An 18,446-nucleotide genomic window follows, 5' to 3' on the forward strand; every position below is an offset into this window, starting at 1 on the left:
GTCTCTGTATCCGGGCGACTTTTTCGTCGGTACAGAAGGAGTCGTTAGTCCCGGCAGGCCCCTACTCTGCCCCTGATTGCTTATTTTTGCAGCCAATTTGGACTAATGACGACAATACCCAAACGATACCTGGTTACTTCGGCGCTGCCTTATGCGAATGGACTGAAGCATATCGGTCACCTGGCCGGTGCGTATATACCTGCCGATATATATGTACGTTACCTCAAAGCGCAGAAGCGTGATGTGGTGTATGTATGCGGCAGCGATGAGCATGGCACGGCAATTCCTATCCAGGCCACCAAGGAAGGCACTACCGCTCAGGCGATCATTGATAAATACCACCCGATCATGGAACAGAATTTCCGTGACCTGGGTATCGAATTTGATATTTACCACCGTACCAGTTCGCCGCTGCACCACGAAACCGCACAGGAATTTTTTACCGCGCTTAACAGCAAAGGCGACCTGGAGATCAAAGAATCCGAACAGTATTTTGACGAGGAAGCCAACGCCTTTCTTGCAGACCGCTACATAAAAGGCACCTGCCCCAACTGCGGTTTTGAAAGCGCTTACGGCGACCAGTGCGAAAAATGCGGGAAAAGTCTGAGTCCTGATGAACTGATCAACCCGGTAAGTACGCTAAGCGGCAAAACACCCGTGAAAAAGAAGACCAAACACTGGTACCTGCCCCTCGACAAACACGAAGCCTTTCTCCGCGAATGGATATTGACGGAACATGCCGGCGACTGGCGTGCCAACGTACTTGGCCAGTGCAAGAGCTGGATAGATGGCGGCCTGCAGCCCCGTGCGGTAACGCGCGACCTGGACTGGGGCGTAAAAGTACCCCTGCCCGATGCGGACGGAAAAGTGCTGTATGTATGGTTTGATGCCCCGATCGGGTATATCAGCGCTACCAAACAATGGGCGTTGGACAATGGTAAAGACTGGAAGCCTTACTGGGAAGACCAGGATACCAAACTGGTGCATTTTGTGGGAAAGGATAATATCGTATTCCACTGCATCATCTTTCCTGTAATGCTGAAACTGCATGGTAATATCTTACCTGCAAATGTTCCTGCGAATGAATTTATGAACCTCGAGGGCGAGAAAATGAGTACCAGCCGTAACTGGAAACTCGAGATGCAGGATTATATCGATGATTTCGTCAATAAGGAAAATGGCGGCACGCAGATGGCCGATGCACTGCGTTATTACCTGACACAGATTGCACCGGAAACCAAGGACAGCGAGTTTACCTGGAAGGGTTTCCAGGATGCCAACAACAGCGAACTGGTGAGCATCTTCGGCAATTTCATCAACCGGTCGATGGTGCTGATGCATAAACTGTGTAAGGGAAAAGTGCCGAAACTGCATGAAGAGGCCCTGGGCGAACTTGACAGGAACGTCATCGGCGAGATACGCGCAGTAAAGGAAAAAGTGGAGTTGTTGCTGGAGCAGTTCAAATTCAGGGAGGCCTTGTTTGAAGTGATCAATCTGGCAAGAACGGGCAACCAGTACATGCAGAAAAAAGAACCCTGGATCGTTGCCAAGCAAACGGGTGAAGACGGCCAGCCTGTTGCAGAAGCACAGGCATCTATCGACAACACGCTGCATATATGCCTGCAGCTTTGTGCCAACCTTGGCATCCTGGTCAATCCATTTCTTCCTTTCACCGCCAAGAAGATCTGCCATATGCTCAAAGTGGTGGATAAGATGCTGGAGTGGGAAAATGCCGGTTCATTAAAACTGCTGAGTGTGGGCTACTCGCTGCGGCCGCCGGAATTGTTGTTCCGGAAAATAGAAGATGCCGAGATCAGTTACCAGGTAGATAAACTGCATGCAGCCGCAGAGCAGGTGAAAAATCAACAAACCGAAATCAACATGGAAGAAAATACAAAAACAGAAACTGCACCCGTAAAACCGGAGATCGTATTCGATGATTTTGCGAAGATCGATCTCCGCGTGGGAAAGATCGTTGCCGCGGAAAAAGTGGAGAAAGCGGATAAATTACTGAAACTCTCGGTTGATCTTGGCTTTGAAACCCGCACCATTGTATCGGGTATTGCCATGCATTTCAAACCGGAAGAGATTGTGGGCAGACAGGTAACCGTTGTCGTGAACCTTGCTCCCCGCAAGATGAGAGGCATTGAAAGCAACGGTATGATCTTACTGGCGGAAGACGCTTCGGGCAAACTTCATTTTATACATCCAGAAGAAACGATTAATCCCGGTGCCGGCGTCAGCTAACCGATTGCCGTCACCGCATAAAAAAGCCGTAGATTGGCAGATCGGTATTTAATCTGCAAATCTGCGGCTTACTATTTCAGGTATTACACCTTGTCCGGCGACATACATTCTCTTAACTCCTTTTCGGTATAAGCATACCCGTATTGCTTCAATACATCATCCGGTACGCCATTCCACATATTGGGTGTGTTGCCCATATAACCCAGGTCTTTTACACCTATTTCCGAGGTATAGAATCCTGTTGTAACGAGACCCCGTATCTGGTTGAAAAATGCGACTCCCTGTTTCATGTCGGGTTTGGCTTTTGCCGGGTACGCGATCTGGTCTATCATGGCCAGCTGCTGCTTCGCATCGCAATCCACAAACGCCTTATCGAACTGTTTAAAGCACTGGATATCCAGCCAGCGCAGGCCACCGCGCATAGGCGTTTGGTGACCGGGCATATCCTTTACGATAAACTCAATAAAATCGGGCACTTTGGCATCGGATGCGCTGCCGCTTACGGCATCTTTCGGCATAATGATATCGCCCAATACGGTGATGGTGGCCATTTCGTGCGCTGTAAAGAATTTATCGCCTTCCGTTACTTTTTTCAGGTAGGCGCGCTCTTCCTGCATACGCCAGTCGTCCAGCACAGCATCCGGTGAATTGGCGATCGCTTTTTTATCGCTGTTCTTACATGCTTCCATGAATACGCCCGCACCGGCAGTGCCTATCAGCAGGGCTTTGATCGATTTTCTTCTGTCCATAACTTCTTTGATTTACTTTGATTTCAATCTATGACCAGTTAAAGATTTTGTTTTTTCATTTCGTCTATAATGTATTCCGATGCACGCAGTGAGAGTGCGAGGATCGTCCAGGTAATGTTCTTGTCTGCCTGTGAAACAAACTGGCTTCCATCCACGCAGAACAGTGTTTTACAGTCGTGCGACTGGCTCCATTTATTCAGTGCGGATGTTTTTTTATCGTTGCCCATACGCACCGTACCGGCTTCGTGGATGATATTACCCGGGTTGGAAAGTCCCCATTTGTTCTTCTCGCTGTCATCGCCGCCCCAGGTGATGATCGCACCCATATTATGCAGTATTTCCTTGAAGGTCTCCTTCATATGTTTGGCCTGCTTGATCTCGTAGTCGGAATGCTTGGTATTAAACCGCAATACGGGGATACCGTATTTGTCCACCACTTTGGGATCGATCTCGCAATAGTTGTTGATATTGGGTACCGCTTCTCCCCTGCCTGCCATGCCAACACCGGCGCCATAGAAAAAGCGTACATCCTCCTTCAGCGAGGCACCATAACCACCGGCTTCTTTCTGTTTGCCGTTGACCATGTATTTGCCGTTCTGGTTTTCCATACCCATACCAAAACCGTAGGCAGGTTGTCCCATACCACCCCAGTATTCGATATGATAGCCGCGGGGGAAATCGAGTTTTTTGTTATCCAGCCACCATGGTGTGTATACGTGCATACCGCCAACGCCGTCTTCGTTATACCGCTTGCGGCCAAAGAGCTGCGGCAGCACACCGCCTACAGCCGCACCGGTTGAATCGTGCAGGTATTTGCCCACCACGTTGCTGTCGTTGGCAAGACCGTTGGGGTGACGGGTTGATTTTGAATTGAGCAGCAGACGTGCGGTTTCACAGGTACTGGCGGCGAGTATCACCACACGGCCATTTACCTGGTATTCCATATTGTCTGTCTTGTTTACATAAGAAACGCCTGTGGCCAGGCCTTCGGCATTGGTGATCACCTCGCGCGCCATGGCCTGTGTGATCACGTCTACGTTGCCCGTTTCAACAGCAGGCTGCACCAGCGCCGAAGAGGAAGAAAAATCGGCCATGATCTTACAGCTACGCCCGCACTGTGCACAGTAAAAACACTGTCCGCGGCGATCGTTGATCTTCTTGGTAAGAATCGACAAACGTGAAGGTATAACCGGAATATTCAGACCTGTAGCCGCTTTCTTGATCATCAGCTCATGCAGTCTGGGCTTGGGCGGTGGCAGAAAGATACCGTCGGGATCGTTCTCCAGTCCTTCCACCGAGCCAAAAACACCCAGTAGTTTATCTATACGATCGTAATAAGGTTTGATGTCTTCATAACCGATCGGCCAGTCATCGCCGAGTCCGTCTATGCTTCTGCGTTTAAAATCTCTGGGACCAAATCGAAGGGAGATACGTCCCCAATGATTGGTACGGCCGCCGATCATACGTGCGCGCCACCATTCCCATTTATCACTGCCTTCTGCCTGTGTGTAAGGTTCACCGTCAATCTCCCAGCCCCAGTAACAGCCGTCGAAATCACCAAAGGGACGGAACTTGGTGCTTGCACCGCGGCGTGGCGATTCCCATGGATTCTTTAACTGTGCGGAATGTTTGGCGGGATCAAAATCGGCGCCGGCTTCCAGCAGGCATACTTTCAAACCGGCATTGGCCAGCACGTATGCAGCCATACCGCCACCTGCCCCGGAACCTACGATAACGGCATCGTATTTCTTGGCCGTTTTCTTAACCTGGAGATCTCCCATATAGCAAAAGTTGTTTGTGATAATTGAGGGAATGAATGTAGTACTTTTTAAGGAACGGCGAAAATGCAACGCTATGTTTTACCTGTTATTATCAGCCAAACAAAGACTCATGCCTGTTAGCTTTTTCTGCAACCGGCTGCCAGCCATCTTCAAACAAAAAGCGCAGACATATAAAATGCCTGCGCTCTATCATATTGTTCAATTCCGTTTCACGTCTCACGCTTCACGCCCTAACTGCATCCCATGCTGTTGCCGCAGTTCAAACACTTGTAACAGGTACCGCTCCTGATGGTGATATGACCGCAGGTGTTACAGGCAGGCGCATCGCTCTGCATATTTTTGGCGGCAGCATTTACGGCGTCCATACCGGTTTCCGCTTTCATGGGTGCTGCGGCTGCGCGCTGCAGTTTCTGCGGCTGCGGCTGCGCGGCGGGGGTGCTGTTGGCAGAGGGCGCTGTTATACGCACACTGCTCAGCTCAGGCTTTCCCAGCAGGATGGCATCGCCGTCTCCTTCACCGGTGTTTCCGATGCTGGGTTTATCGAGTACATGCACCAGGTCTGTTCTTCCCAGGTACTCGAATGCGAGCGCACGGAATACAAAATCAACAAGTGAGGTGGTTGTTTTGATATTCGGATGATCTACCATACCCGATGGCTCAAACTTGGTGAACACGAATTTCTCCACGAATTCTTCGAGCGGCACGCCGTACTGCAGACCCACCGATATTGCGATGGCGAAGCAGTTCATAAAGCTGCGGAGCGTGGAACCCTCTTTTGCGAGGTCGATGAATATTTCACCCAGCGTTCCGTCGCTGTATTCGCCGGTACGGAGAAAGATCACCTGTCCGCCGATCTTGGCCTTCTGTGTAAAACCGCGGCGTTTGGCAGGCAGCGATTTTTTCTCTACGATACCCGACAGTGCGCGTTTGAACTTGGTATCGGTAGAAGCCTGCATGCGTTTATGCACTTCTTCCAGCAGCTCGTCAACGGTAAGCGTACTCAGGTCAACGATCTGCGAAACCGGCGCTTCGGCAACAGCCGTTTCCTTTGTTTCGGCGCCAGCTTCTGTGGCTTCTTCGGTTTTCTTTTTCTTGTCTGACTTATTGCTCAGCGGCTGGCTCAGTTTAGAACCGTCGCGGTACAGGGCATTTGCCTTCAGTCCCAGCTGCCAGCTCAGCATATAGCAATCCGCGATCTCTTCCACGGATGCTTCATGGGGCAGGTTGATGGTTTTGGAGATGGCACCGCTCAGGAAGGGCTGACAGGCGCCCATCATACGGATATGACCGTATGCGTGGATATACCGCTCTCCTTTCTTTCCGCATTTATTGGCGCAGTCAAATACAGTCAGGTGCTCGTCTTTCAGGAAAGGTGCGCCTTCCACCGTCATGGTTCCGCATACATAATCGTTTGCAGCGTCGATCTGTTCTTCCGTAAAGCCCAGTTCCTCGAGCATGCTGAAATTCCAGTCGCTGTACTGCGCTTCGGTAAATCCGAGACGCTGCAGGCATTCATCGCCGAGTGTGAAGCGGTTAAACAGGAACCCTATTTCAAAGGCAGATTTTGCAGCACCGTTCAGTTTCTCTATCTCCTGCTCGCTGAAGCCTTTTGCTTTCAGCGATTCGGGGTTAATAAAAGGAGCCCCGTTAAAGCTGGCTGCACCCACTGCGTATTTTTCAATCGCGTCCGCTTCTTCTGCGTTGTAGCCAAGGTTATGCAATGCCTGCGGCACAGACTGGTTGATGATCTTGAAGTAACCGCCACCGCTCAGTTTTTTAAACTTAACCAGCGCAAAATCGGGTTCCACACCGGTTGTATCGCAGTCCATCACCAGACCGATGGTTCCTGTTGGCGCAATAACGGTTGTCTGCGCATTGCGGTATCCGTGTTTTTCACCAAGCTGCACTGCCTCATCCCATGCCTTGGTGGCTGCTTTCAGCAGGTAATCGGGACAGTACTGTGCTTTGATACCCTGTGGTTTGATCTCGATGCCTACATAAGCTTCTTCCGCATCGTAAGCGGCGGCGCGGTGGTTGCGCATTACGCGGAGCATGTCTTCCTTATTTTCCTCGTATTTATCGAATGCACCGAGGAAAGAAGCCATTTCTGCGGACGTTTTATAGGCGATACCGGTCATGATGGCGCTGATCGCACCGGCAATGCCGCGGGCTTCTTCGCTGTCGTAAGAGATACCGCTTACCATCAGCATAGAGCCGAGGTTGGCGAAGCCAAGACCCAGTGTGCGGTAGTCGTAAGACAGCTGCGCCACATCTTTCGACGGGAACTGCGCCATCAGCACGGATACTTCCAGTACGGTCGTCCACAAACGCGTTGTGTATTCGAAACCTTCCACATCAAACACATTCGTATCGTCGTTATGAAAGCGGCGAAGGTTGATGGATGCCAGGTTACATGCGGTATTGTCGAGGAACATGTACTCCGAACAGGGATTGGACGCGTTGATGCGACCGCCTTTTGGGCAGGTATGCCATTCGTTGATGGTGGTATCGTATTGGGTACCGGGATCGGCGCAGCGCCATGCGGCATAGGCGATTTTATCCCATACTTCGCGTGCAGGCACTTTCTTCATCACACGGCCATCGGTACGGGCTTTCAGCTCCCAGTCGCCGCCTTCTTCCAGCGCCCGGAAAAATGAGTTGGGGATACGCACAGAGTTGTTGGAATTCTGTCCGGATACCGTTGCATAGGCCTCGCCTTCGTAGCTGTTATCGTAACCGGCGGCCACCAGTGCGGCCACTTTCTTTTCTTCTTCCACTTTCCAGTTGATGAAATCCATCACCTCGGGGTGATCCAGGTCGAGACAGACCATTTTAGCGGCCCGGCGGGTGGTACCGCCGCTTTTGATGGCGCCGGCGGCACGGTCGCCTATTTTCAGGAAACTCATCAGACCGCTGGAACTGCCGCCGCCGCTGAGTTTTTCGCCCGAACCCCTGATCTGTGAGAAATTCGTTCCCACGCCCGAGCCGTATTTGAAAATCCGGGCTTCGCGTGTCCAGAGATCCATGATACCGCCTTCGTTCACCAGGTCATCGCTTACGCTCAGGATAAAGCAGGCATGCGGCTGGGGGCGCTCATATGCGTTGGCGGATTTTTTCAGTTTGCTGTCTTTCGGATCCACATAATAGTGGCCCTGGGGCTTGCCGGTAATGCCGTAGCTTTCGTGCAGACCGGTATTGAACCACTGCGGCGAGTTGGGCACGCAGGCCTGGTTGAGGATACTGTACACCAGTTCATCGTAAAACACCCCGGCATCTTGGGTTGATTTGAAATAACCGTAACGCTCGCCCCAAACACGCCAGCAGTTTGCCATACGGTGCGCCACCTGCTTTACGCTGGTTTCCCTGCCCACCGATCCATCGGGCTGGGGAACGCCGGCTTTGCGGAAATATTTCTGCGCCAGGATATCCGTAGCGATCTGGCTCCACTGCCTCGGCACCTCCACATTATTCATTTCGAATACTTTCTCGCCTGTCGGGTTCTTGATCACACTGTCACGGTAATCGTACTCGAACATATCGAAGGGGCTCACCCCTTCTTTGGTAAAGCGGCGGCTGAATGAAAGGCCTTTGGCGGAGCGTGGGTTAGACATTGCTGGTCGGATTTATTCGGTTATAGTTAAGCTTGGATGAACCTGCCGCGTTACGAAAATGTTAAGCGGTTGACGAAAATATCTTTCCATATCCAGATATCCGGTCCGGAAATATCAACACCTGTGAAAAAGTAATGTGCATTTTACCAAAGCCCCGGCCCCTGCTGGATTTGGGGCAAAATGCACAGTTGTCGGAAAATATTTTCGGGCAAAAATGCTGCCGGAAAGGAATTTTTGCGTAAATGGGTAAGGGACGGGAGATCCCGAAGCATGGATTAGCGGATTGGCGGATTATGGATTGGCGGATTAGTCTGGGTCTGTAGTTAACCCGGATTACAGGCATCTCTGCAAATCCGGAATCCACAAATCCGGAATCCGCCAATCCATAATCCGCAATCCCCTCAAAAGTGAGAATTTTACAAGAAATAAGGCCCTATATACAGGCAGCGGATCATAAATAATGCGCTATCTTTCAGTTCGGTATATGGTTGTTTCCGGAAAGACGGAAACTTTTTGCATTTTTGCAGCAATCCTTTATCGGCAGAAGAATGAAGCATACGTTATATAACCAGTTCGTAGACCGGAAAAAAGCAGGCAAAAAATCTTTTGCCGTTCTGATAGACCCCGACAAGGTCGACAATGAAAAGATTGAACAACTGGTGGGATTGGGAACCGAGGCCAGAGTGGACTATTTTTTTGTCGGCGGCAGCCTGGTCATATCCAGTCATCTGGATGAATGCATCCAGCAGATCAAAGCGGCCTGTGATATCCCGGTGGTGCTGTTTCCGGGCTCTCCCTCGCAGGTAAGTAAATATGCAGACGCTTTATTGTATCTCTCCCTGATATCCGGCCGTAACCCCGAACTGCTGATCGGCCAGCACGTGATCAGCGCCCCCTTTGTTAAAAAAAGCGGGCTCGAGATCATGCCCACGGGCTATATGGTGGTTGACGGAGGGGCGCCCACCACGGTTTCCTATATTTCCAATGCCACCCCGATACCGGCAGACAAAAACGAAATTGCCATGTGCACGGCCATGGCAGGTGAGATGCTGGGGATGAAACTGATCTATATGGATGCCGGCAGCGGCGCCAAAAGACCGATTACCGAAGCCATGATCGAAAAAGTGGCCCGTCATATAGAAGCCCCGCTGATCATCGGCGGCGGTATCACCGAGCCGGAAAAAGCCTACCATAACTGCAAAGCCGGCGCCGATGTGATCGTGGTGGGCAATGCCATTGAAAAAGACCCCGGCCTGATCAAGGAGATCAGCGCAGCGGTGCACAGCGTTCCCGTAAAAGCCTGAGAAGTTATCAAACAGTAAGTGCTGGGTAATACGTTTTGAACAAAACAACGTATTACCCAGCACTTACCCTGTATTGCACTGCCTGTTAGCGCAGCGAAGAAGTGTCTACCCGGGTAGGCGTTTGCCTGCCGCTGACGATGCCGCGCGCGCTCAGGGCAATGGCTTTGATGATCATGGACATATTCGCCATATCAAGGGTTCCTATTTCATCGCTTGCCTGGTGGTAGTTGGGTTCGTTGTCCATTTTGGAAGTGGAGATCGTATGTGCAGGTACGCCCAGCCTGGCAAGGGTGGCATTGTCTGAACGATAGAACAGGTCTTCTTTTACATAAGGGTCGGGATGAAACGTAAAACCCGTGCCTTCGAGGTTTGACTGCAACAGGGCGCCCATATCGGTTTTTTCGTACCCTGTGATGTAGGCCGAATTTTTGCCCCATTTGCTTTCCGTACCGATCATTTCAATATTGAACATGGCTTTTACCGATGCCGGATCGAACTGTTTTGAGAAATACTGGGAGCCGAATCCGCCTATCTCCTCTCCGGTAAATGCAGCAAATACCAGCGTACGCTCATTGTTATTGAGCGCTTTGTAATATTTCGCCAGCATGATTACGGCCGTGGTACCGGCAGCATCGTCGTTTGCCCCGTTGAAGATCGAATCGGCAAGTGTGTTCCCCTGGCGGTCTTTAGACATAATGCCCAGGTGGTCGTAGTGTCCTGAAAAGATCACGTATTCGTTCTTCCGGCTTTTGCCCGGTATCACACCCACCACGTTCTGCGTATTCATTTCGGTGATCTCGTGCTTTGCCTCAACAGAGAATGTCTTCGGATCTGCGGCGGTGAGAACAAACACCGTGCTTTTATCAGACCGGAAGAGCATCGATTTAAGTCGGGTAAGGTTGCCGAACGACCTTGCAAAAGAGGTATCCACCAGTACCAGGTAATTCTTATCGGGATTGAAATAGGAACGCAGTTCGCTCAGTTTCCTGTCTTTTCCAAAAACCACTTTTGTATAACCGGATGTTTCCGTAAGCTTCAGTTCGGGTTGGGAAGTAACCACGATCACATTCCTGGTATCAACGGCATTACCGTCGAGCGAGCAGGATGCGCTGATAAATTTCGGCCTGATCATGGTAAAGGGCTGCAGGTAAGAAGCGCTGTTGTTCCAGGTTTGCAGGCCGGTCTTTGTAAACTCGCCGGCGATAAATGCGGCGGCTTTGTCGTTGCCCGGTGTAAAGGTTCTGCGGCCCTGCATATCGTCGGCAGAGAGGGTTTTTTCAACCCGCTCCACTTCCTGCGGATGGATGATCCTGTCAATATCCTGTCCAAAAGACGCTCCTGCCACAGCCAGCGCCAGCACTACCAGAGAAAGTTTTTTCATTGTATGGTTTGTTTGAATAAAAATTGCCAATCGCAAACTGATTGGCAATAATGGTTTCAGGTATGTTTGTTTATAAACTCATCATTTCTTTGAATTTCACCGTCTGTCTCCGGCTCACTTCGATCTTCTCGCCGCCTTTCAGGTCAACCAGCAAACCGCCGTTGAAATAGGGTTCAATCTTTTCGATCCAGCGGAGGTTGATGATGTGTTTTCGGTTGGCGCGGAAGAACATTCGGTCGTCCAGTCTTTCCTCGAGGGCGTTCAGCGATTTCAGGATAAGGGGTTTATGTGTGCCGAAGAACACTTTTGCATAGTTACCCACGCTTTCGAATAAACGGATCTCGCCCAATTTCACAAACCAGCAGCGCTCGCCGTCTTTTACAAATACCTGGTCCAGTTCTGTCAGCGGTCCGCGGTTTACGCCGTTAAGGCCCACATTCTCTTTGAAGATCTCGGCCTGCAGTTTCTGGATGGCGTCGGCAAGGCGTTTGGGTTCGATGGGTTTAAGCAGGTAATCCAGCGCATTTACCTCGAATGCCTTGATTGCATATTCATCGTAGGCCGTGGTAAAGATCACACGCGGCGCTTTTTCCACTTCCGCCAGCAGGTCAAAACCCGTTTTGCCGGGCATCTGTATATCGAGGAAGATCAGGTCGGGGTTGAGCGACTCGATCTTTTCGATGCCGTCATCCACATTGGCCGCTTCTTCGATCACTTCTATGTCGGAATGGTCCTGCAGTAATTTCTTCAGTTCGTTACGCGCCAGCCTTTCGTCGTCTATGATAATTGCTTTGATTGCCATATCACGAATTTACAAATTGATTTGATTTATTAAGAGTGTGCAAATTGTACGGGCATGATCACTTTGGCCTCCACCATATCATTGCTGGTATCGCGGATATCGAAGCTGGCCTTATCGCCAAACAGCAATTTGAGCCTGTTACGGGTGCTGGTAATGCCAAACCCGTCTTCCTTACTGCCTGCATTGCCGTTCAGGCTGCCGCTGTTCAGTACGATCAGTTCGTGGTGGTTATTGGTATAGTCCGAAATCACTTTTATCTGCCCGCCGTCTTTCTGCTTGCTGATGCCGTGTTTGATCGCGTTCTCCACCAGCGTCTGCAGCATCATCGGCGGAACGGGCTGGTCCAGCGTGTCTTCATCGATATCGTATTCCACCCGCAGCCTGTCTTCAAAACGGATATGCTCCAGGGCCAGGTAATCTTTTACAATATTCAGTTCTTTTTCAAACGGCACCGTCTCCTGTTTTTCCGTCTGCATGCTGCTGCGCAGGATATTGCTCAGTTCCGTGATGGCCTTACGCGCTCTCTCGGGGTTCTCGTCTACCAGCGCCCGGATGCTGTTCAGCGCATTAAAAATAAAATGGGGGTTGATATGCGATTTGATGGTTTTGAGCTCCAGCTCTTTTACCAGGCTTTCCAGGCGCACTTTCTGGATCACGTTCGTAGTGCCCAGTTCAACATAATGCCAGATATAATAGATAGACAGCCACACAAGTATCAGCGGGGAATCGAGGATCAGGTTGGCAAGGAATCTTTTCTCCACCGATGCCTTGTTGCGCGGGTCAAACATCTGCAGCCATTCCACGATGGCGCTGTTGGTGAGGTTGAACAGGATCAGCACCCCGATCACGATGGCCGTGAGCTTGTTCCATTTCTGTTTGCTTACCGGCGGACGCAGCTCCAGTTTGAGGATCAGTTCGCGCAGAAGATGGGTGTAGAAAAGTCCGAGAAGAATGGTGATGGAGATCCGGGGGAAGACAACATCGTTGTTCTTGTTCTCGAAAACAAAAGCAAAGAACAGCATGGTCAGACCGTACAACAACCAGCCCCCAAGCTGGCACCACCAGTATAATGAAGATTTACTTCTCATGTTGAGCACAAATATATACGCAAAGAACACGGGGCAAAGTCTTAATTATGATTAATGGCAAAATCCGCCTCTGTCTGGCACAATACGGTGTTTCAGGGGCCGAAAAATCTATGAAAACCTTCGTAATTAATTCACGGACGGCAAACAAATCAGGGTGAAAGCTGTTAACTAAGGGCTAATCCTTTAATTTTACAAACAAATCCGGCCCCGAATGCAGATTACGCCTGGCACCCTTTTACAACAGATTGATTCTCCGGAAGATCTGAAAAAAATCAGCCGCGAACAACTTCACCAGGTATGCGATGAGCTTCGCCAGTATATTGTGGATGTTGTAAGCGTTCATGGCGGTCATTTTGCTGCCAGTCTGGGTGTGGTGGAACTTTCTGTGGCGCTTCATTACGTGTACCATACACCTTACGATCAGCTTGTATGGGATGTGGGGCACCAGGCTTACGGTCATAAGATACTGACAGGCCGCCGCGACAATTTTATCTCCAACCGCAAGTACAGGGGTCTGAGCGGGTTTCCGAAAAGAAGCGAAAGCGAATACGATACATTTGGCGTAGGCCATTCATCAACCTCCATATCCGCTGCACTGGGTATGGCGATGGCGGCCAAATACAAGGGCGAACAGCGCAAATCGATCGCAGTGATCGGCGATGGTTCCATGACGGCGGGTATGGCTTTTGAGGCGATGAACCATGCCGGTGTTGCCGACAGCGATGTACTGATCATACTGAACGATAACTGTATGAGCATCGATCCCAATGTGGGTGCGCTGAAGGAATACCTGACCGATATCAGCACCTCGCCAACCTATAACAAGTTCCGCGATGAAGTATGGAACCTGATGGGCAAACTGCCCGTAGGCAAAAAATTCACCCGCACCATGGCAAGCAAAATGGAGGCGAGCCTGAAAGGTATGGTGAACAAAAGCAGCAACCTGTTTGAATCACTCAAGATCCGTTATTTCGGCCCTATCGACGGGCACAATATCACCAAGCTGGTGGATACGCTGAAAGACCTGAAAGAGATTCCCGGCCCCAAACTGCTGCATATTGTAACGGTGAAGGGAAAGGGCTATTCGCTGGCCGAAAAAGACCAGACCAAGTGGCATGCCCCGGGTCTTTTTGATAAAGTAACCGGCGAGATCTTTAAAAAGAAAACAGACACCCCCCAACCGCCCAAGTACCAGGATGTATTTGGCCATACCATCATTGAACTGGCGGAGAAAAACGAAAAGATATTCGGCATCACACCCGCCATGCCCAGCGGCTCCTCGCTCAAGTTCATGATGGATAAAATGCCCGACCGCGCTTTTGACGTGGGCATCTGCGAGCAGCATGCCGTTACCGTAAGCGCCGGTATGGCCACACAGGGTTTGCGTGTGTTCTGCAATATCTATTCTTCGTTCATGCAAAGGGCGTATGACCAGGTAGTGCACGATGTGGCCATACAGAAATTGCCCGTGGTTTTCTGTCTCGACAGGGCCGGCCTGGTGGGAGAAGACGGTCCTACACACCATGGCTGCTACGATATAGCGTATATGCGCTGCATTCCCAATCTCATTATCAGCGCGCCGATGAACGAACAGGAGCTGCGCAACCTGATGTATACGGCGCAGCTGGAGAGCAACCAGTATCCCTTTGTCATCCGCTACCCCCGCGGAGAAGGTGTGATGCCTGACTGGAAAACACCGTTTGAAGAACTGCAGGTGGGTAAGGGACGAAAACTGAAAGACGGTAAAGAGATCGCGATATTGAGTATCGGTCACCCCGGCAATTTTGCGCAGGCGGCCATCCGTGAACTGAGAACCGAAGGCATCGATCCCGCTCATTACGATCTGCGTTTTGTAAAACCGCTTGATGAAGCCCTGCTGCACGAAGCATTTGGCAAATACGACAGGATACTGACGGTTGAAGACGGCACGGTTGTAGGCGGCTTTGGCAGCGCCGTGCTGGAATTCATGAGCCGGCATGGATATAAGGCAGATGTACGTATACTGGGTATCCCCGACAGACTGGTGGAACACGGTACGCCAAAAGAACTGCACCGCGAATGTGCCTATGATGCACAGGGTATTGCAGATGCGGTACGCGAAATGATGAAAGACCTTGTTACAACACAGCTGATCGCCGGCTAATGGTGGCCGCCGCTGCTACACCGAAAACAGCCTGAGCCTGGTATGGGTCATTATTGGTGAACCGTTAGGTCCTTCCAAAGAAAAAAATCCGCCAATCCGGAATCCATCAATCCGCTAATCCATAAAAACGCGGTTTCTACTTGTCTTCCGGATTCATGGGGTTCTCTGCAGCGCCGTTTTCATCATCGGGACTGATGCCTTCCGACTGCAGGTCTTCCTCCCGGTTCTCGTTCCATTCCACAATGAAATTGTTCATCCCCTGCCCCACCATCAGCTTCATGTATTTCTGCTGCGCAAGTTCAAGGATAGAGAGGAACAGGAATATGGCATGGATGCGGTCCTCGCATATTTCAAAGACTTTTTCAAATGCAACCGTTTTTTCCTTACTCACAAAATCGAGCATATAGTCACGGCTGCCTTCCATGGTGTAGTTGTAGCGCACCACGGTGTGAACCGGTTTGTTCTGGCGGTCCTGCACCCGTAACATCACTTTTTCAAACGCTTTCATCAGTTTGAAAAGCGTGATATTCTGTATCTCCGTTCCTTCGGATGATTCTTCGCCGATGGATGCGATCTCTTTCTGCAGGTTACCCCTTTTCACCATCAGCATACGCATGGCTTCCATTTCAGCCATTTGCACGGCGGCTTCCTTGAAGCGTTTGTATTCCAGAATCTTGTCGACCAGTTCCTGGCGGGGATCGATCTCGTTGCCCTGTGCATCCAGTTCTTTTCTTGGCAGCAGCAATCTCGCTTTGATGCGCATAAGGGTGGACACGAACAGGATAAACTCGCTGCTGAGTTCAATATTCAGTTTTTCGCCCTGGTGGATGAATTCGAGAAAGTCATTGATGATCTTGGTGATGGGAATATTATAGATATCCAGTTCATCGCGTTCGATAAAGAACAAGAGCAGGTCAAAAGGACCTTCAAACTGATCCAGTTTGATCTGGTAACTCACATTATTCACGGGCCTATGCTTTGCTGCAAAGAAAGCCGAAACAGCCGAAAAAGCAACAGGGACCCGGATTTAGTTATCCACGAATCAGCGGATTCAAGATTGTAATCCATAAATCCAGAATCCGCTAATCCGTCATCCGCAAATTGCTTTCTATTTCTTCAGCTCATCCCTGATCTCCATGAGCAGTTTTTCGGTTGCGGTGGGCGCAGGCGGGGCGGCCGGGGCCTGCTCTTCCTTGCGGCGGAGGCGGTTGATGGCTTTGATGACCATGAACACGGCAAATGCCACTATGATAAAATCGATCAGATTGGTGATAAAACTGCCATACTTTACAGACACTTCGGCTACGGCCGGGTTAACGACTTTGCCGGCGGCATCTTTCACTTCCGGAATGCCCGGCTTCAGTACCCAGCTCTTGTTGTTGAAATCAACACCGCCTGTTAACATACCCGCCAGCGGCATGATCATGCCCTCCACAAAGGCGGATACCACTTTACCAAAAGCAGCACCCATTACAAAAGCAACCGCAGTGTCTACCAGGTTTCCCCTGACTGCAAACTCCTTGAATTCTTTAAGCATTGCCATAGGATCAGTTTTAGTGAATGAAAAATTACTATTTTCTGATGGCTTCCCCTTATTTTTTTAGACCCGGGTAATGCATACTGAGTTTCTTAAGGGTTTCGAGCAGGGCTTTTGCCACCACAAATTCCTTATACCAGTTCTGGTCGGCAGGCACAATATGCCAGGGCACTTTGTTGCAGTGCCTGAAACAATCTTCGTACATCTTCAGGTACAGATCCCTCAGTTTGGCCTCTTTAAAATCGTTCTCGTTGTATTTCCACTGTTTACGCGGATCGCTCATTCTCTCCCGTAAACGCGCCTGTTGCTCCTCGGCAGACACATGCAGGTAAAATTTCAGTATATGCGTATCGTTGTGTTCGGTGAGCAGGCGTTCAAAATCGTTGATGGCCTGCATCCGTTTGTGTGCATGACTGTCATCCACCCATTTGTGCACCCGTGTTACCAGTATGTCTTCGTAATGCGACCGGTTGAACAGCTGTATCATTCCTTTTGCCGGAACGTTTTTATGGATACGCCAGAGAAAATCGTGCGACAGTTCCTCTTTTGTCGGCTCCTTGAAAGAACTCACCGTTACACCCTGCGGGTTCATTTTGCCGAATACATTGCGGATCAGCCCGTCCTTGCCGCTGGCATCCATTCCCTGCAGCACCACCAGTATGGAATGCTTGGATTCCGCATACAAAAGGTTCTGCAGTTCATCGAGCTCACTGATCATCTGCACCAGCCTGGCTTTTGTTTTTTCTTTGTTGAAGGATTTTGGTGCGCGCGTACTGATGCCGGCCAACTTCTGTTCTGCCACTGGTATAAGTTTCCTTAAAATTATTCTTTTACAATCGTAAAAGCAGCAACTTTGGTCAAATTAATTACTTGAAAGGAAGACTTTTTAACTGGCTGATATTTGTAATCCTGTCCATTGTATGGGGCAGTTCTTTTGTTTTGATGAAAGAGGGAATGGTGCGACTGAGTCCTTACCAGGTGGCCTCCCTGCGTATCTTAAGTGCCGGCGCGGTGCTGGTTCCTTTTGCCTGGAAAGCGATAAAAGCCATCCCGAAGAACAAGGTGGTGCTTGTTTTACTGTCAGGCCTGCTTGGCAATTTCTTCCCCGCTTACCTGTTCTGCATTGCAGAAACCAAACTGGACAGCGCGCTGGCCGGCATCCTGAATGCACTCACGCCTTTTTTTGTGATACTGATCGGCATGGGATTCTTTCAGCTGAAAGCCGGGGCGATCAAGATACTGGGCGTGATCATTGGTTTTATCGGGCTTTGCCTGCTGATGCTGGCTTCGGGTAACCTGAGTTTTCAGAATGCATCGTATTCGCTGTATATACTGCTGGCAACGGCGTTCTATGGGTTGAACGTAAACATGGTAGGCAGGCATTTACAGGGAATCGGCTCCCTGCATATTGCCTCACTGGCTTTTGTGTTTCTTGTGATACCCTGTATCGTCATCCTGTCGTTCACAGGCTATTTTTCACTGCCTTTTACAGAAAGGGCCGTGCTGCTGTCAACCCTCGCTTCCTGCGTATTGGGTGTGATGGGCACAGCCATCGCATCCATCCTGTTCTATATGCTGATCAAACGGGCCGGAAATCTTTTTGCCTCCATGGTCACGTACGGCATTCCTTTTATCGCGGTTATGTGGGGCGTATGGTATGGCGAGCACATCAGCCTGTTGCAGGTGGGATGCCTGGGAATTATACTGATCGGTGTTTACCTCGTAAACAGAAAATAAAACAACGGGATATACCAAATACAAAACGCTGCAGATGTCTGCAGCGTTTTGTATTTGGCACTCGGT

General features: G+C 50.2%; 13 protein-coding genes. 4 read left to right on the plus strand and 9 right to left on the minus strand.

What is annotated here, in order from left to right; genetic code table 11:
* The first annotated feature begins 105 nt into the window (after nucleotides 1–105).
* Nucleotides 106–2,247 carry a methionine--tRNA ligase gene (gene metG, locus GWC94_RS11675; protein WP_161835198.1) on the plus strand — a complete coding sequence of 714 codons (2,142 nt, stop codon included), beginning with the start codon at nucleotides 106–108 and terminating at the stop codon, nucleotides 2,245–2,247.
* Between the two features lie 83 nt (nucleotides 2,248–2,330).
* Here the strand turns inward: metG and GWC94_RS11680 are convergent, their stop codons facing one another.
* The 3 genes from GWC94_RS11680 to GWC94_RS11690 form a co-directional block, all read right to left on the minus strand.
* A complete protein-coding gene (locus tag GWC94_RS11680) occupies nucleotides 2,331–2,996 on the minus strand; it encodes a gluconate 2-dehydrogenase subunit 3 family protein (protein WP_161835199.1) in 666 nt (221 codons plus the stop codon).
* A gap of 38 nt (nucleotides 2,997–3,034) precedes the next feature.
* Nucleotides 3,035–4,777, minus strand: a complete 1,743-nt coding sequence (locus GWC94_RS11685) for a GMC oxidoreductase (RefSeq protein ID WP_161835200.1) — start codon at nucleotides 4,775–4,777, stop codon at nucleotides 3,035–3,037.
* A gap of 230 nt (nucleotides 4,778–5,007) precedes the next feature.
* Nucleotides 5,008–8,388 (minus strand): vitamin B12-dependent ribonucleotide reductase, encoded by a 3,381-nt coding sequence (locus GWC94_RS11690; RefSeq protein ID WP_161835201.1) that lies wholly within the window; start codon nucleotides 8,386–8,388, stop codon nucleotides 5,008–5,010.
* Between the two features lie 548 nt (nucleotides 8,389–8,936).
* On the opposite strand from GWC94_RS11690, the gene GWC94_RS11695 reads away from it, so the two are divergent.
* Complete coding sequence (locus GWC94_RS11695; protein WP_161835202.1) at nucleotides 8,937–9,692, plus strand: geranylgeranylglyceryl/heptaprenylglyceryl phosphate synthase; 756 nt, start codon at nucleotides 8,937–8,939, stop codon at nucleotides 9,690–9,692.
* 85 nt (nucleotides 9,693–9,777) lie between these two features.
* On the opposite strand, the gene GWC94_RS11700 is transcribed toward GWC94_RS11695, so the two are convergent.
* The 3 genes from GWC94_RS11700 to GWC94_RS11710 all read right to left on the minus strand — a co-directional run bounded on the left by GWC94_RS11700 (nucleotide 9,778) and on the right by GWC94_RS11710 (nucleotide 12,963).
* On the minus strand, nucleotides 9,778–11,073 hold the full coding sequence (locus GWC94_RS11700; protein WP_161835203.1) for a M28 family metallopeptidase: 1,296 nt from the start codon (nucleotides 11,071–11,073) through the stop codon (nucleotides 9,778–9,780).
* A gap of 70 nt (nucleotides 11,074–11,143) precedes the next feature.
* Entirely contained in the window at nucleotides 11,144–11,875 is a 732-nt protein-coding gene (locus tag GWC94_RS11705) for a LytR/AlgR family response regulator transcription factor (protein ID WP_161835204.1), read from the minus strand.
* Nucleotides 11,876–11,904: 29 nt separating this feature from the next.
* On the minus strand, nucleotides 11,905–12,963 hold the full coding sequence (locus tag GWC94_RS11710; protein ID WP_161835205.1) for a sensor histidine kinase: 1,059 nt from the start codon (nucleotides 12,961–12,963) through the stop codon (nucleotides 11,905–11,907).
* Between the two features lie 211 nt (nucleotides 12,964–13,174).
* Between GWC94_RS11710 and dxs the strand changes: the two genes are divergently transcribed.
* Nucleotides 13,175–15,106, plus strand: a complete 1,932-nt coding sequence (gene dxs / locus GWC94_RS11715) for a 1-deoxy-D-xylulose-5-phosphate synthase (RefSeq protein WP_161835206.1) — start codon at nucleotides 13,175–13,177, stop codon at nucleotides 15,104–15,106.
* Nucleotides 15,107–15,242: 136 nt separating this feature from the next.
* On the opposite strand, the gene GWC94_RS11720 is transcribed toward dxs, so the two are convergent.
* The 3 genes from GWC94_RS11720 to GWC94_RS11730 all read right to left on the minus strand — a co-directional run bounded on the left by GWC94_RS11720 (nucleotide 15,243) and on the right by GWC94_RS11730 (nucleotide 17,445).
* Nucleotides 15,243–16,073 carry a segregation and condensation protein A gene (locus GWC94_RS11720; protein WP_161835207.1) on the minus strand — a complete coding sequence of 277 codons (831 nt, stop codon included), beginning with the start codon at nucleotides 16,071–16,073 and terminating at the stop codon, nucleotides 15,243–15,245.
* 141 nt (nucleotides 16,074–16,214) lie between these two features.
* Nucleotides 16,215–16,649: a large-conductance mechanosensitive channel protein MscL gene (mscL, locus tag GWC94_RS11725; protein WP_161835208.1), complete on the minus strand. Its 435-nt coding sequence runs from the start codon at nucleotides 16,647–16,649 to the stop codon at nucleotides 16,215–16,217.
* A gap of 49 nt (nucleotides 16,650–16,698) precedes the next feature.
* Nucleotides 16,699–17,445: a PPK2 family polyphosphate kinase gene (locus GWC94_RS11730; RefSeq protein WP_161835209.1), complete on the minus strand. Its 747-nt coding sequence runs from the start codon at nucleotides 17,443–17,445 to the stop codon at nucleotides 16,699–16,701.
* 68 nt (nucleotides 17,446–17,513) lie between these two features.
* On the opposite strand from GWC94_RS11730, the gene GWC94_RS11735 reads away from it, so the two are divergent.
* Nucleotides 17,514–18,380 carry a DMT family transporter gene (locus tag GWC94_RS11735; RefSeq protein ID WP_161835210.1) on the plus strand — a complete coding sequence of 289 codons (867 nt, stop codon included), beginning with the start codon at nucleotides 17,514–17,516 and terminating at the stop codon, nucleotides 18,378–18,380.
* Nucleotides 18,381–18,446 lie beyond the last annotated feature (66 nt).

Source organism: Sediminibacterium soli (assembly GCF_009939225.1).
Lineage (GTDB): Bacteria > Bacteroidota > Bacteroidia > Chitinophagales > Chitinophagaceae > Sediminibacterium > Sediminibacterium soli.

Bases quoted from the DNA above. Each gene is read 5' to 3' on its own strand.
- GWC94_RS11700 (WP_161835203.1), bottom strand. From the start codon at position 11,073: ATGAAAAAACTTTCTCTGGTAGTGCTGGCGCTGGCTGTGGCAGGAGCG.
- GWC94_RS11710 (WP_161835205.1), bottom strand. From the start codon at position 12,963: ATGAGAAGTAAATCTTCATTATACTGGTGGTGCCAGCTTGGGGGCTGG.
- GWC94_RS11685 (WP_161835200.1), bottom strand. From the start codon at position 4,777: ATGGGAGATCTCCAGGTTAAGAAAACGGCCAAGAAATACGATGCCGTT.
- GWC94_RS11705 (WP_161835204.1), bottom strand. From the start codon at position 11,875: ATGGCAATCAAAGCAATTATCATAGACGACGAAAGGCTGGCGCGTAAC.
- GWC94_RS11695 (WP_161835202.1), top strand. From the start codon at position 8,937: ATGAAGCATACGTTATATAACCAGTTCGTAGACCGGAAAAAAGCAGGC.
- mscL (WP_161835208.1), bottom strand. From the start codon at position 16,649: ATGGCAATGCTTAAAGAATTCAAGGAGTTTGCAGTCAGGGGAAACCTG.
- GWC94_RS11680 (WP_161835199.1), bottom strand. From the start codon at position 2,996: ATGGACAGAAGAAAATCGATCAAAGCCCTGCTGATAGGCACTGCCGGT.
- dxs (WP_161835206.1), top strand. From the start codon at position 13,175: ATGCAGATTACGCCTGGCACCCTTTTACAACAGATTGATTCTCCGGAA.
- GWC94_RS11690 (WP_161835201.1), bottom strand. From the start codon at position 8,388: ATGTCTAACCCACGCTCCGCCAAAGGCCTTTCATTCAGCCGCCGCTTT.
- metG (WP_161835198.1), top strand. From the start codon at position 106: ATGACGACAATACCCAAACGATACCTGGTTACTTCGGCGCTGCCTTAT.